We start from the raw sequence: 15,011 nt of genomic DNA, 5'->3' as shown, positions 1-15,011 counted from the left end.
TGCGGAACTCGTCGCTGCGCTCCTCAGACAGTCCTCGCCGACGGCTACGCCGCGACCTGACTTGTCTGCGTTGCTCGGCGGCTCAAATGGGGCCACCCATAGCTCGCACCGTGATGTGCGTGGAGCTAAAGCCACCTCATCGAGAGTATCGCCACATACGAGTAGCGAGTAGGGCGGAAGAGCGACGCATGACCCGCCGTTTTCGATCTGACGTGTCATTCGATCAACAACGACGTTCGATTGCTGTAAGTGCTCGCCAAATCGCGGGTATCTGGAAAGAGGGGCCGTTGTCCGCCGCCCGAACAACTGGGCTGGCTGACGTGGGCTCCCCATTCAGCGTCGCCGAGCAGCACAGGGCGAGAAGGTTGCCCCGCGCAGCGGGGTCGGCGAGGACTGTCTGAGGAGCGTAGCGACGAGTTCCGCAGCCGCCTTCTCGACCGCGCAGCGCAGGGGATCGGCCACGGGCCGACGACGCTGTGGGGTCGTTTTCTTGGTGACTTCTTTGTCGATAACAAAGAAGTTACTCGCCCGCCGGGGCGAACTCCCGGCCAACGTACCTACGCAGTCGAGACAACTGTCGATGAACGACGGCGCACGCAAGAAAGGGCATTCAAAAGGAAGCCCGCGCAGCACCAGATATCCATGACCCCCATGCCAAGACATGCGGGGCGACCCGAAAACCAGGTGAGAGCTGGAGACCAGGAGCCGGCGCATAACAACGCGCCGGATCGCCGCCACGAGCGGTGCGGAGCACTCGGAAGCAGGAGCGAATATCGGCTGGAGAACAAGGGCCAATTTGCTGACGGACGAGACCACATCCCCAGGTGAAGTAATGGAGAGGGAAGAACTCGATGCACAGCGAACTACTGGAAGCGGGCGCGCGCATGCGTGCCCGCGCCGTCGGCAAGGCCGGCCCCGTGACACGCTACAAGTTTGTCGACAACGCCAAGGCACTGGGCATCGTGCTGGTGTTGCTCGGACATAGCAAAGGCATGCCGGCGGGCATGCTCAACCTGATCTACGGATTTCATATGCCGTTGTTTTTCTTCCTGTCAGGTTACCTGCTCAAACCGGCGCGGCTGGCCGATCCGGTGAACACGGCTGGCGTGCGCCTGCTGCGTGCGCTGGCGGTGCCGTATGTTTTCTTCTTCGGCATCTCGTACCTGTACTGGCTGCTCACGCGCGACATCGGCTACAAGGCCGAGCGTTTCGAGAACCTTACGTGGCACGACCCGCTGGCCGGATTGTTCTCTGGACTCGGCAGCGATCTCTACATCAACCCACCGCTGTGGTTCTTCCCCGGACTGCTGGTGACCGCGCTGGCGTATCACCTGATCCGCAAGGTGCTGTCCTCGCGCGGCACGGTGATCGCTTCGGTAGCGGTGGCGGTGGGCGTGTGCGCGCTGGCAAGCGACCCGGAATACCGGCTGCCCCTGGGGCTGGACACGCTGTGGGTGGCGTTGCCGTTCTATGCCATGGGCCAGTACGCCCGCGACAACCTGTGGATGCTGGCGCGTCTCGCGCGTGTCGGGGCGCCGGCACTGCTGTGCATGATGGTGACGTGGATATTGCTGTCGTTCGCCAACGGTCACGCCGATCTGGCCGAGATGCTGTTCGGCGCCGAGCCCTTGTTGTACGTGCCCATCGCAACGCTGGCGGTAATGCTGGTGACGATCGGGGCGCACCGGGTGCCGGCCTCGCGCGTGGCGCGCTGGCTGTCGGATAACACGCTGATCATCTTCCCCACCCACATGCTGGTGTTCAGTGTGTTGAGCGGCACGGCCAGCGCGCTGGGACTGGTGCCGGTGGAAGATCAATACACGCCGGTGTGGGCCATCGGCGTCACCGTGCTGACGCTGTGCCTGACGGTGCCGCTGGCGTGGGCGTTGCGGCGCATGCCGCCGGCCTTGCTGGGGAGGACCGCATGATGGACGCTGTCCATGACCTGGCCGCCACGCAGCAGGAAGCCCGCGTCAGCCGCACGATGACCGCGCTGATGTTCTTCGCGCTGATGGGTAGCGTGATGTACCAGGCGGTGCTGTGCCTGGTCAGCACCAAGCTGCATCCGGTCACGCCGACGCTGTTCGCCGCCACCGAACTGGTGATTTTCGCAGCGTGCATTCCGCTCGCCATGCGGCGCATTCCGCCCGGCGTCGTACTGGTGGTGGCCGTGATCGCCGCCAACCAGTGCGTGCTGGCGTTGATGCGGGGCCAGGTGGACTTCAAGGCCGTGCGCGACATCGCGATCCCGATTCTCTTCCTGTGGGCGGGGATGAACTTCAGCAACGTGCGCAGCGCCGACCGCATGATTGCCATGATCGTGGCCGTCGTGATCGCGGTGGGACTGTTCGAACTGCTGTTTCTCGATACGTTCACCGAGTACTTCAACATCTATGCGTACTACGTGAATCTCGGCCGCCTCACCGAGAGCGCGGACTTCGTCAATGAGTCACGGCTGCAACTGAACGGCGTCCGCCCGGACGAGATCGGCCGCACCATCCTGCCGATGGTGTTCGGCAGCCATCGGGTGTCGTCGGTGTTCCTCGAACCGGTTTCGCTGGGCAACTTCGCGGTGATCATTGCGGCCTGGGGGCTCTCGAAAGGGCGGGACGAGGCGCGCACCGGAACGCTGTTCTTCATCGCGGCCTGCGTGCTGATCGCCATGGCGGACTCCCGTTACGGGCTGGTGGCCGTTGCGCTGCTGGTGGTGATGCGCTTCATGCTGGCTGGTGTGGAGCATGCGCTTGCCTACACCTTCCCCTTCATCGCGCTGGCCGGCAACCTGGCCATCGGCGCGCTCATGCCGGAGGCATCGGGCGACAACTTCATGGGCCGTCTGGCCTGGAGCGGCAAGGCGCTGCTCGATTTTTCCGCCGGCCTGGTCGCCGGATGGGAACAGCCCATGAACACCTTCGGCGACATGGGCTACGCCTATGTCATTTCCCGCTTCGGGCTGCTGGCCTGCCTGTTCGTGTGGTTCTGCTTCTGCTTCCTGCGCATGGCCGATGAACGCGGTGTGCGCTATCGCGCCTATCTGTCCTTGTACCTGTCGCTGATCCTGTGCGTGAGCGGGCAGTCGCTCTTCGCACTCAAGACGGCAGGGATCACGTGGTTCCTGCTCGGCTGCTGCATGGCACGCGAAGGTGTCGGGGCGTTCGCCCGCCAACCGCGTCGCCCGGACGGCCTCGCGTTCGGAGCGCATTGAAATGAACAATATGGAGACAAACCGCATGCCAATCAGAGTGGCACACGTCGTCCGGCAATATCACCCATCGGTGGGCGGAATGGAGGACGTCGTGCGCAACATCAGCGCGTACTCCGCCGCGCGCGAACAGCAGCCCGTGGTGATTACGCTCGACCGCGTGTTCCGCAACGCTGCCAATGCGCTGCCGCACGAAGACATGGTCGACGGCGTGCCCGTGGTGCGCCTGCCGTACGTAGGCTCGGAGCGCTATCCGCTCTGCCCGCAAGTGTTGCGCTATGTGCGCGACGCCGACGTGGTTCATGTGCACGGCGTGGATTTCTTCTTTGACTACCTTGCCGCGACCAAGGCGATCCATCGTCGGCCGCTGGTGGCGTCTACTCATGGCGGGTTCTTTCACACCCGCTTTGCATCGAAGCTCAAGCAGATCTACTTCCGCACCGTCACGCGCACCTCGTCGCTGGCCTACGACCGCATCATCGCCACCAGCGCCAACGACGGCGACATCTTCCGGCGGATCGTGCCCGGAGATCGCCTGTCGGTGATCGAGAACGGCGTCAACGTCGAAAAGTACCGCGACAAGGGTTCGCGCCAACTGGTGCCGACGCTGATCTACTTCGGTCGCTGGTCGGCCAACAAGGGCATCGTCGAAGCGCTCGATTTCCTCGCCGCGCTGCGCGCGCGCGACGGCGCGTGGCGACTGATCATCGCCGGGCGCGAGTATGACCACACCGTCGACACGCTGTCGGCGGCCATCGCGCAGCGCGATCTTGCGGACGCCGTGGAGCTGGCGCCCAACCCGACCGATGCCGAACTGTCGGCGCTGATCGGGCGTGCCAGCTACTTCATCTGCCTGTCGCGGCACGAGGGTTTTGGTATTGCGCCCATCGAGGCGATGAGTGCGGGACTGATTCCGGTCCTGAGCGACATCCCGCCGTTCCGCAGCCTTGTCGAGCAGTCGGGGCAGGGCATCGTGCTGGCCGCGGGTGGCGATGTGTCGCCCTTGCTCACCTTGCACGGCAGGGGCGACTTCGATCACCTGCTGCGTCGCCGGAACACGCAGCGCTTCGTCGAGCGCTATAGCTGGAGCGCAGTCGCCGATGGCTACGTCGATGTCTACGAGGAGTTGGCCGGTGCGCGGTGAATCAGCACGTCTTCGTGACTCAGCGCGTCGTTTCATCGCCGCGTGCGCCTGCATTGGCGTGGTCACGTTCGCTCACGCAGCGGCTGATTGCCTCGGCACTGCGCCCCTGCGCGGCGTGAACATTGCAGGCGCGGAGTTCAATCCGCTCAAGCAGCCCGGCGTGGCGAACAAGGATTACACCTATCCGCAGCGCACCGACATGACGTATTTCGCGGCGCAAGGCATGAACGTGGTGCGCGTGCCGATCCGCTGGGAGCGTCTCCAGCCCGAGCTGAACCAGTCGCTTGACGAAGCAGAACTCAAGCGCCTGACCGATACCGTGCGCGAGGCAAATGCGGCGGGGTTGTGCGTGATCGTCGATGTGCACAACTACGGCGTCTACAAACGCCAGCAACTGGGCAGCGACGCCGTGCCCGTCGCTGCGTTCAGCGACCTGTGGCTGCGTATCGCCCGCGCGTTCCCGGATGCCTCGGGCGTGGCTTTCGGCCTGATGAACGAGCCCAACCTCATTCCCATCGATCGTTGGGCGACGGCAGCCCGCGCCGCCGTCACGGCGCTGCGCGAGGGCGGGGCGCGCAACCTGATTCTGGTGTCGGGCGGCCGCTGGAGCGGCGCGCACGAATGGACGAGCGAGTTCGGCGGCATTTCCAACGCCCGCGCGTTCGCGGGTATGGCGGGCGCGCCACTGGTCATCGAGGTGCATCAGTACGCCGACAGCGACTATTCCGGCACGCACAACAAGTGCGTGCCCGCCGCGCGCGCCGCAGCCACCTTCGATGCCGTCACGAAATGGGCGCGCGACAACGGCAAGCAGCTCTTTCTGGGTGAATTTGGCACACCTGGCGATGCCGACTGCCTCGCTGCGCTCGACGCCATGCTCGCGCAGGTGAGCGATTCGAGCGTGTGGCGTGGCTGGACCTATTGGGCGGCTGGCGCGTGGTGGGCGCCGGACTACGCCATGAGCATCCAGCCGCGCGGCGGCGTGGATGCGCCGCAGCTAGCGGTACTGCGCAAATACCTCAAACCCGTGACTGCAGGAGACCGAAAATGAGTTCCCGAGTTTTGGTGGTCACCGGCTCCTTTCCGCCTGATGTGTGCGGCGTCGGTGACTACTCGGCAGAACTGCTCGGCGCCATGCGCGAGCAGGGCATCGATGCCGCGAGCTACTACCGCCGCGACTGGCGCGTGACCAGCGTGTTGTCGCATTTCTCGCGCCTGCGTCGCGCCGCGGATGTCATTGTGATGCAGCATCCGACGCAGGGTTACAGCGGCCGCGTGTCGCCCTACCTGCTGTGCGCGATGCCGCTGGCAAGCCGCAAGATCGTCACGCTCCACGAATACTCGCGCAAGGGGACGGCCGGCAAGCTGCTGGCGTACCTGTTCTTCGTGTTCGCCGATCACATCGTGTTCACCGCCGACGCCGAGCGCGATGCCGCGTGCCGGGCCGCACCGTGGATCCGCGGCAAGTCGAGCGTAGTGCCCATCGGCAGCAACATCCCCATGCGCGCGCCGCAGGCACCGCGCATCGACGTGGCGTACTTCGGACTGATCCGCCCCGGCAAGGGTCTGGAAGAATTCGTCGACGTGCTGCGCGCGATGGGCAAGCGCGCCGCCGCGCTCAAGCTCGCTCTGATCGGACAGACCGTTCCAGGCTTCGAGGCGTTTACCGACGGGACGCTGGCGACGCTGCGCGACATGGGCGTCGAGCTGCTGCTCAACCGCAGCGGCGACGAGGTGGCCGACTGGTTGTCGAGCACGCGCGTCGCGCTCTTGCCGTTTCCGGACGGCGTGACGCGCCGGCGCGGTTCTGCGCTGGCGGCGATGGGCAACGGCGCGCTGCTGGTGACCACGCGCCCGCAGACCGAAGCGGATTTCTTTGAGGGGCTGTGCGTGATGCGCGACAGCATTCGCGAGCTGGCCGACGCCACGCTCGAAGCCGTCGCCCATCCCGAGGCCACGCGCAGCGCGCGCGAGGCTGGCATGGCCTACGCGCAGTCGCTGTCATGGTCGTCCATCGCGCAGACGTACAACGGCATCGTCTCGCGCATCGAAGGGAGGCGCGCATGAACACCGTACCCAGCACCTGGCTCGGAGGATTCCCCATCGCGGCACACACCGCGCGCACGCTCAGGGACGCGCTCGTCGAGGCGGACGCCGACGGGCAGCGCCGCGTGCTGTTCTTCGCCAACACCAATTTCGTCGTGCAATGCCAGCCGCTGCTGCCGCGCATGGCATCGCCCGAGGTGGTGATTGTGAACGACGGCATCGGGCTGGATATCGCGTCGATGCTGGTGCATCGCACGCGCTTCATCGAGAACCTCAACGGTACGGATTTTGTGCCGGCCTTCCTCAAGTCCTTTCCTCGCCGCGTGCGCATCGTACTGCTCGGCGCACGCCCGGGCGTGGCGGCGCGGGCGGGCAAGGCGCTGTCGCAGGCGACGGGGCAGGCCGTGGTCGGCGCCATCGACGGTTACGAAGGCATGCGCGCGCCCGACCTCATCGCACGCATCAATGCGCTGCGTCCCGATGTGGTGCTCGTTGCCATGGGCAACCCGATGCAGGAGCAGTGGATTCTCGACCACGCCGACGAAATCGGCGCCCGCCTGCTGATGGGCGTGGGTGCGTTGTTCGATTTCATGTGCGGCGACAAGGCGCGTGCGCCTGAATGGGTGCGGCGGCTGCACATGGAATGGTTCTACCGGCTGACGCTGGAGCCGACGCGGCTGGCCCGCCGCTACACCATGGATATCGGAGTGTTCCTCGCGCTGTGCCTGCGCCATGGCCGACGTCCGTTCTCTGCACAGAGTTCGCAACCTGCTTGAGGAGCCCGTTTTCATGACCCAGTCCAGCGTGCAAGTCGATGTGATCGTCCTGTCGTGGAACCGCGTCGATGACACCATCGCCGCCATCGCCAGCGCCCATGAGCAGGTTGGCGTGGAGCACCGCATTCTCATCGTCGACCAGGGCAGCGAGCCCGACAACCTCGCGCGGCTCGAGGCTTTCCTTGCCGACAAGCCGCGCGCCGTGCTGCGCAAGCTCGGCCGCAATCTCGGCGTGGCGGGCGGGCGCAATGCCGCCACGGCCATGGGCGATGCGCCGTACGTGGTGGCGCTCGACAGCGACGCGGAGTTCAGCGATCCGCATCAACTGGCGCGCGCGGTCGAGGTGATGGACCGCGACCATCGACTGGCCGCCATCGGATTTCGCATCGACAACTTCTTCACGGGCAGCAACGACGATACGTCATGGGACTACCCGGGACCCGGCAACCGCCCCGAGGCGCGCTTTTCGACCACGCGCTTCATCGGCGCAGGGCACTGCATCCGTCGCAGCGCGTTCGAATCCGTGGGTGGCTACGACGAGCGTCTGTTCTTCTGCTGTGAGGAAATCGATCTGGCCTACCGGATGATCAATCTCGGCATGCGTATCGACTATGTGCCCGACGTGGCGATCCGTCACAAGGTCTCGCCCGAGCATCGGGTCTTCTGGGGCAAGGGGCGCTACTTCTACACGGTGCGCAACAGCCTTTATTCCAAATACAAGTACGGCGCGCCGCTGGGCAAGCTGGCCTTGGCCGCCTGCGCGTACGTGATGAAGGGTTTTTCCAACGGCATTGCGTGGGAGGCGGTGCGCGGCATCCGCGCGGCGATCCCGATGTGCCGGGCCTTCGCGCGGGACCCCGAACCGGTGCGCCGCGCCTATCGCCTCAATTCGGCGGCCATGTCGTACATCGAAGCGCGCGAGCCATGGCGCAACGACGGCATGGTGCAGAAGCTGCAACGCCAACTGATCCGCCTGCCACATCAAGGATGACCATGTTCAAGACAAAACAGGAAGAAACGCTCATGCGCGACCGCGGCTCGGACGCCGAAGCGATGCGCGCCATCAAGGACCGGCTGGCCGACATTACCCGTTATGTGCCGCAGGACAGGCCGGTGGTCTACCTCGATTACCCGATGTACCTGAACGTGGGCGATCTGCTGATCATGCAGGGCACGGAGAAGTTCTTCGCCGACTACGGCTACAACGTCGTCATGCGCGCGTCGGGCGTGAATTACTCGCCGGCGATGGGACGACGCATTCCGCGCGACGCCACCATCGTGCTGCAGGGCGGGGGCAATTTCGGCGATCTCTATCCCGATCACCAGCACATGCGCGAGTCGATCATCGCCAACTTCCCCGACCATAAGATCGTGGTCTTTCCGATGAATGTGCAGTTCATGTCCGAGGCCGAACGCCAGCGCTCGGCGGCGATCTTCCGCCAGCATCCGGACCTGACGCTGCTGGTGCGCGACGAGGCGTCGCTGGAGGACCTGTACGGTGCGTTCTCGCGCCGCGTGGTGCTCATGCCCGACATGGCGCACCAGTTGTGGGACGACCATTACGTGCCGCCGGACGCGTTGCGCGACACCTTGTACCTGATCCGCCGCGACATCGAAGCGGTGCCCGGCCAGAGCGGACGCGACAGTTCCTTCGACTGGGACGACCTGATCAGCGATGCGCGCAAGCACTCGTATCGCATGATCTGCAAAGGCATGCGACTTGAAGGCATGACCGCCCAGCAGTTCGGCATGGGACGCGCGTGGTACCGCTTCTGCGATGGGCTGGTGGGCGAAATGCGTAACGTGTTCGAGGCGCATCGCGAGGTGGTCACCAGCCGCATGCACGGCTGCATCTTCGCCGCGCTCCTGAAGAAGCCGGTGCGCTTTGCAGACAACTCGTACGGCAAGCTGGGGCGGTATTACGACTTGTGGTTGCGTGACGTGAAGAGCGTTACGCCGGCGCATTGAGGAAGAGGGCGATGTCTCACAGCGGATCCGATTGCGAATGGCGTCATGCGATGGTTGGAGTGCCACGTCCGCCCATGACCTTGGCCGGGACTCGCCCCGGCGGGCAAGAAAGCGACCCCACCGCGTCGCCCGCCTGCGGCCGGTCCCTTGCGCTGCGCGGCGACGCAGAAGGGGAGGTCCACGTCGAGCGGCGTTGCGTGTCGCGGTGCCGTGAAAAGCCCGGATGCCTGCATTGCGAATGGAGGCTGACATGAGCGCTCACCGTGGCCGCGTTGCGCGCTCGCTGGTGTGGACGACGCTGGAGAGTTTCGGGCTGTGCGGCGTGTCGCTGATTTCGCTGGTGGTGTATGCGCGCTTTCTGTCGCCGACGGAACTGGGCGTGACGGCGATGGCGCTGTCGATCGTGCAGATCCTGAACATTCCGGTGGAAATTCTCTTCCACGATGCGCTGGTACAGCGGAAGGACGCCACCAGGCGGCATTTCGATACGGCGTTCTGCGGCTACCTGGTGCTGGGCATCGTGCTCGGTGCGTTGTGCTGGTTCGGCGCCGGCGCGATGGCAGCCGCCCTGGGCGAGCCGGCGATGGCGCCGGTGTTGCAGTGGATGGGGCTGTCGCTGCCGTGCATGGGCTTTGGCAGTGTGCTGATCGCATGGCAGCGCCGCGCGATGGAATTCCGGCCGCTGGCGATTCGCTCGCTCGGCGGGCGCCTGTCCGGCGGGCTGGTCGGTATCGGGCTGGCGATTGCCGGTGCGGGCGTGTGGTCGATCGTGGCGCAGCAGGTGCTGATGGTGGCGTTCTCGTCGGCCGTGCTGTGGGCGCTGGCATCCGACAGGCCGCGGCTCCGTTTTTACTGGACCGAGTGCAGGGAACTGCTGTCCTTCGGTGTGTTCACGACGGCCTATCAGCTCATCGCGGGGAGCATCCAGCGGGTGTTCACGTTGATGCTCGGCGCTTTCCTGGGCAGCGAGGTGACGGGTTACTTCAACCTCGCCTTCCGCAGTGTCGACGTGCTGCGCGATCTGTTTGCCGGCGCGGTGTCGCAGTTGTCCCTGCCGCTGTTCTCGCGATTGCAGGGGGACGCGCCGGCCTTGCGCGCTGCGTATGCGTCCGCCGTGCAGTTCTCGTGCGCGCTGATGTTCCCCTTGTTTACCGGGCTGGCGGTGTGCGCCCCCGAGGTGGTGACGGTGGCGTTCGGCGCTCGCTGGTTGGTGGCCGCACCTTTGTTCGCGGCGATGGCGTTGCTCACCTACCAGTACTTCTCCCGCATGTTCGCCATGCCGCTGATGAATGCCGCGGGACGCCCGTCGATGCCACTGATCGGCATCAGCCTGCAACTGATCTTCGTCGTCGCCGCGATGTGGCTGTTCGGACGCGAGTCGTTGTGGTGGGCAGCCGTGGCGTGGGCCGGGCGCTTGTTCGTGAGTACGCCGGTCGACATGTTCATTCTTCGCCGCACGACGGGGCTGGGCCTGGCCGATCAGTGGCGTGGCGTACCGCGCCTGTTGATGTGCGCGGTGGGCATGGGCGCGATCGTGCTGGGCGTGCAGCACGAGCTGGCGGCGTGGCCGGCAGCGCATCGCCTGCCGGTGATGATCGCTGCCGGTGCGCTGGCCTATCCGGCGCTGTTGTGGCTGCTCGATCGCGCGCTGATGCGCAGGGTGGCGCGCTTCATGGGCGAAGTGGTTCGCCGCCGCACGGCCGCCGCCGCGGCGTGAGGCGGAATCCGGAATTCCAAGAAGGGATCGGTATATGACCTGGATAAAACAACTCAACCCGACCATCCCGGCCGATGCGCAAGTGGCGCGTCACGTGCCGGTGCTCGACGGGCTGCGTGGCATCGCATCGTTCTGGGTGCTGCTCGCGCACGTGCAGATGCTGTCGGGGCTGCGCTACACGCCGGTGCTGTCATGGGGCGGCCTGGCGGTGGATCTGTTCATGCTCATTTCGGGCTTTTTGATGACGCACCAGTACATGCTGCGGCGTGATCGTGAACCGTGGGAGGCGCGTTCGTCGTGGAGCCGCTTCTGGCTGCGGCGTTTTTTCCGCATCGCGCCGCTGTACTACGTGATGCTGTTCGTGTCGCTGGCCGCAGGCGCATACCTGTGGAACATGCGCGAGATCCTGGGGGCGCTGTACGAGCCGGCCGTGACCTTGCCGGAGCGCTACCTCGACATGGGCTTCGGCAATGTCTTCATGCACTTGAGCTTCCTGTTCGGGATGGTGCCGCATTACGCCTTCCGCACACCGTTGCCGGACTGGTCGATCGGGCTGGAGATGCAGTTCTACTTTGTCTTCCCGTTCCTGATCCTGCTGTGCCAGCGCATCGGGATCGTGGCGGCCGGGCTGCTGTCGATCGGAGCGTGCCTGGCATTGCGGGCGCTGATTCCCGGTTACTTCGAGGGCTTTGCGATGCCGGCCTTCCTGCCGATCAAGCTGTACATGTTCTTCATCGGCATGTGGGCCGCATCCGCACGCGTGACGGGCTCGATGCGCACGCCGTTCGTGGTGGCGGTGCTGATCTGCTTCGGCACTTATCTCGGTACGGGGCTGACCGAAGCGCTCGCGCGCTTGCTGATGGTGGTGGGCTTCTTCTATCTGTTCGACAACGGCAGCCTCTGGCGCATACCCGGCGTCGACAAGGTGCGCGCCGCCGTGGTCCGGGTGTGCAGTTCCCGGCCGGCGGTGTTCCTCGGCGATACGTCGTACGCGGTCTACCTGGTCCATCTGCTGGTGTTGATGCCGGTGGCCGGCAACTTCGCGTTGCGGGCCGGGTATCGCAACCTCGCCGAGTGGGAGCGCTTCGGCCTGTGCTTCGTCATTGCCACGCCGATCATCTATGCGCTGGCGTGGGTGCTGCACCTGTGCATCGAACGCCCAGGCATCAGCATGGGGCGCAGCGTGGTGGAGGGCGTGTCGCGGGCGTGGCTGCCGCGCATGCGGCGTGCGCCTACAGACGGTTCGGTGTGAGGCACCCAATATGGCAGTGATTCGTTGAACCACAGGGAGAGAAACGATGGCAAAGGCAATCATCCTGGCGGCAGGCCAGGGCACGCGTGTAAGACCGCTTACCAAGGATCTGCCCAAGCCGATGATTCCGATCCTCGGCAAGCCGGTGATGGAATACCTCATCGAACATCTGGCGCGATACGGTATCCGCGAGATCATGGTGAACGTGGCCTACCACCACAAGCGCATCGAGGAGTATTTCGGTGATGGCCATCGGTGGGGCGTGACCATCGGGTATTCGTACGAAGGCGTCTATGAGAACGGCGACATTCTCCCGCGCCCGCTGGGCTCGGCCGGCGGCATGCGCCGCATCCAGGATTTTTCGGGTTTCTTCGACGAGACGACGCTGGTGATCTGCGGCGACGCGATCATCGATCTCGACATCGGCGCGGCACTCCACGAGCACAAGTCGAAGGGGGCGCTGGCGAGCGTGGTGACGCTGGATGTGCCGCTCGAAGAGGTCGTCAACTACGGCATCGTCGAAGCGGACCCGGAAGGCCGCATCGTGTCATTCCAGGAGAAGCCCAAGCCCGCCGATGCGCGCTCCACGCTGGCCAGCACGGGCATCTACATTTTCGAGCCGGCGGTGGTGTACATGATTCCCCAGAACGGTGCGTATGACATCGGCGGGCAACTGTTCCCGGATCTGGTCGAAAAGGGCGTGCCGTTCTATGCGCAGAAACGCTTCTTCAACTGGATCGACATCGGCCGCGTGACCGACTACTGGTCGGTGCTCCAGCGGGTGCTGCGCGGCGAGGTGGCGCAGATGGACATGCCGGGCAAGGAGGTCCGCCCGGGTGTGTGGGTGGGAATCAATACCAATGTCGATTGGGACAACGTGCGCATCGAAGGGCCGGTGTACCTCGGGTCGAGCGTGCACATCGAGCCGGGCACCACGGTGATCGGGCCCACGTGGATCGGGCACGGCAGTCACCTGCGTCGCGGCAGTCGCGTCGATAGCAGTGTGTTGTTCGAATACACCCGTATCGGCGAGGGAATGAAGTTCAAGGAGATGATCGTGTCGCCCCAGTATTGTGTGGATCGCGCGGGCAACACTACCTTCGTGGGGGACGACCGCTGCCCGCTGCGCTGGGGCGATGCGCGGGCGTGATGCCCGTCACGCGCGGCCGAACTTATGGGCAGGGCGCGCGCGCTTGCCGACTGCTAAAACAAGAAATGAGGTGAAGCGGGGCACGCGCGCGTCTGCGCGAGTGTCTCTGTGTGGCGACATGCAGCCGCATGCGTTCAGTACTCCCACTCGTTGACGATTCCGGCAGCACGTACGCCGCCAACGGGTTTTCTTTGCGTTGCCCGACTCGCGAAGAACCATGGCCCAGCACGATCCGCAGATGGCAAGTGCAGTGGCGATGCCGCCGACCGGCAGGCGTAGCCTTATCGTGCGCATCGGGCTCCCGTTGGGGGCGTTCGTCTTCGCGCTGTTGCTGGTTGGCCTGAGCCTCGGCGGCTCGTACGTGCTGGCGCTCGGTGCTACCACGCCAAGTGTCGCTGCCATCGCGGCGGTGCGTTCGGCGAAACCGAGCATGATCGTCAGCCGCGATGGCGTCGTGCTGGCGAGCATCGGTCGTTGGCAACAGGCGCCGGTGCCCCTGTCGAGGATTTCTCCGTATGTGGTGCAGGCACTCATCGCCACCGAGGACCAGCATTTCTATCAGCATTCCGGCATAGACGTCGCTCGCACGCTGATGGCTGCCTGGAACACGCTCAATGGCGAAACGCAGGGCGGTTCCACGATCACGCAGCAACTGGCGCGCAACCTGTTCCCGGATGAGATCGGCCGCGAGCGCAGCGTGCAGCGCAAGCTGCGCGAACTCATCACTGCGCTGAAGATCGAGCGCGCGATGAGCAAGGACGAAATCCTCGAGACCTATCTCAATACGGTGCCCTTCCTCTACAACGTGGTGGGCATCGAGATGGCGGCGCGCACCTACTTCAGCAGGTCGGCGGCGCAGTTGGGCCCGGCCGAGGCGGCCACGCTCGTCGGCATGCTCAAGGGCACCTACTACTACAACCCTTTCCTGCAGCCGGAGCGTTCGCTCACAAGGCGCAACGTTGTGCTCCAGCAGATGGTGCGGGATGGACAACTCACGCCGCAGCACTACGAGGCGTTGGCGCGGCAACCCTTGAACGTGACGTTCAATCGTCCACGCGAAGCGCCCGACGTGGCGCCGCATTTCACCAACTGGGCGCGTCGCTGGCTGGCGGACTGGGCGCAGCGCAACGGACGCGATCTGCGCACCGAAGGGTTGGTCGTCGAGACGACGCTCGATACCCGTATGCAGGCCGAAGCCGAGGCGGTCGTCGCCCGGCAGACAGAAGCCTTGCAGGCGGTGGCCGATGTCGAATGGGGCCGAGCCGAGAGCGGTGTGATCTCGAACACGACCGAGCTGTACGAAAAGCTCCGCCCGCGCACCGAGCCGTTCGCGTACTTCTGGCAGCAACGGCCGGATCTGCTCGATGCCTTCGTGCGCGAGACGCCGCAGTATCGCGCCGCCGTGCGCGATGGTTTTACGGCGCAGCAGGCACTGGCGCAGTTGCGTGGCGACGCCGCCTTGATGCAGCGCGTGCGGGCGGCGAAGACGCGCCTGGAGGCCGGCTTCCTCGCCATGGACCCGCAGAATGCCGAGGTGCGCGCGTGGGTAGGGAGCCGCGATTTCGATCAGGATCAGTTCGACCACGTGGTGCAGGCGGCGCGCCAACCGGGTTCGACCTTCAAGCCCATCGTGTACGGGGCCGCGCTCGAAGCGGGTATCAGTCCGTGGCGACGTTATGATGCCGCTCCGGTATGGGTGAGGCTCTCGGACGGCCGCTGGTGGCGCCCGACCGACATGGCCGGCCACTCCAATCCG

General features: G+C 65.0%; 12 protein-coding genes. All 12 read left to right on the top strand.

The genetic code is table 11. The features are described from left to right. Positions 1-851: 851 nt before the first annotated feature. The gene (locus tag ACDA63_RS19600; RefSeq protein WP_373664989.1) at positions 852-1,928 is read left to right on the top strand and encodes an acyltransferase family protein; all 1,077 of its coding nucleotides are present in this window, start codon (positions 852-854) and stop codon (positions 1,926-1,928) included. Further along, a complete protein-coding gene (locus tag ACDA63_RS19595) occupies positions 1,925-3,205 on the top strand; it encodes a hypothetical protein (protein ID WP_373664988.1) in 1,281 nt (426 codons plus the stop codon). The genes ACDA63_RS19600 and ACDA63_RS19595 overlap by 4 nt, the downstream gene beginning before the upstream one ends. 25 nt (positions 3,206-3,230) lie before the next feature. After that, positions 3,231-4,346, top strand: coding sequence for a glycosyltransferase family 4 protein (locus tag ACDA63_RS19590; RefSeq protein ID WP_373664987.1), 1,116 nt, complete (start codon positions 3,231-3,233; stop codon positions 4,344-4,346). After that, positions 4,336-5,397 (top strand): glycoside hydrolase family 5 protein, encoded by a 1,062-nt coding sequence (locus tag ACDA63_RS19585; RefSeq protein WP_373664986.1) that lies wholly within the window; start codon positions 4,336-4,338, stop codon positions 5,395-5,397. Before ACDA63_RS19590 ends, ACDA63_RS19585 begins: the two co-directional genes overlap by 11 nt. Beyond that, positions 5,394-6,413 carry a hypothetical protein gene (locus ACDA63_RS19580; RefSeq protein WP_373664985.1) on the top strand — a complete coding sequence of 340 codons (1,020 nt, stop codon included), beginning with the start codon at positions 5,394-5,396 and terminating at the stop codon, positions 6,411-6,413. Before ACDA63_RS19585 ends, ACDA63_RS19580 begins: the two co-directional genes overlap by 4 nt. After that, positions 6,410-7,168, top strand: coding sequence for a WecB/TagA/CpsF family glycosyltransferase (locus tag ACDA63_RS19575; protein WP_373664984.1), 759 nt, complete (start codon positions 6,410-6,412; stop codon positions 7,166-7,168). Before ACDA63_RS19580 ends, ACDA63_RS19575 begins: the two co-directional genes overlap by 4 nt. A gap of 13 nt (positions 7,169-7,181) precedes the next feature. After that, the gene (locus tag ACDA63_RS19570; RefSeq protein ID WP_373664983.1) at positions 7,182-8,159 is read left to right on the top strand and encodes a glycosyltransferase family 2 protein; all 978 of its coding nucleotides are present in this window, start codon (positions 7,182-7,184) and stop codon (positions 8,157-8,159) included. Between the two features lie 2 nt (positions 8,160-8,161). Next, entirely contained in the window at positions 8,162-9,136 is a 975-nt protein-coding gene (locus ACDA63_RS19565) for a polysaccharide pyruvyl transferase family protein (RefSeq protein ID WP_373664982.1), read from the top strand. A 250-nt stretch (positions 9,137-9,386) separates the two neighbouring features. Further along, entirely contained in the window at positions 9,387-10,853 is a 1,467-nt protein-coding gene (locus ACDA63_RS19560; RefSeq protein ID WP_373664981.1) for a lipopolysaccharide biosynthesis protein, read from the top strand. Positions 10,854-10,887: 34 nt separating this feature from the next. Then, positions 10,888-12,105, top strand: coding sequence for an acyltransferase family protein (locus ACDA63_RS19555; RefSeq protein WP_373664980.1), 1,218 nt, complete (start codon positions 10,888-10,890; stop codon positions 12,103-12,105). 46 nt (positions 12,106-12,151) lie between these two features. Continuing rightward, positions 12,152-13,255 carry a sugar phosphate nucleotidyltransferase gene (locus ACDA63_RS19550; protein ID WP_373664979.1) on the top strand — a complete coding sequence of 368 codons (1,104 nt, stop codon included), beginning with the start codon at positions 12,152-12,154 and terminating at the stop codon, positions 13,253-13,255. A 217-nt stretch (positions 13,256-13,472) separates the two neighbouring features. Continuing rightward, positions 13,473-15,011, top strand: a 1,539-nt coding sequence (locus ACDA63_RS19545; RefSeq protein WP_373664978.1) for a transglycosylase domain-containing protein, incomplete at its 3' end; no start/stop codon positions are given.

This window comes from Uliginosibacterium sp. sgz301328, assembly GCF_041807905.1.
Lineage (GTDB): Bacteria > Pseudomonadota > Gammaproteobacteria > Burkholderiales > Rhodocyclaceae > JBGVSA01.
This window is presented reverse-complemented; position numbering and strand designations above follow the sequence as displayed.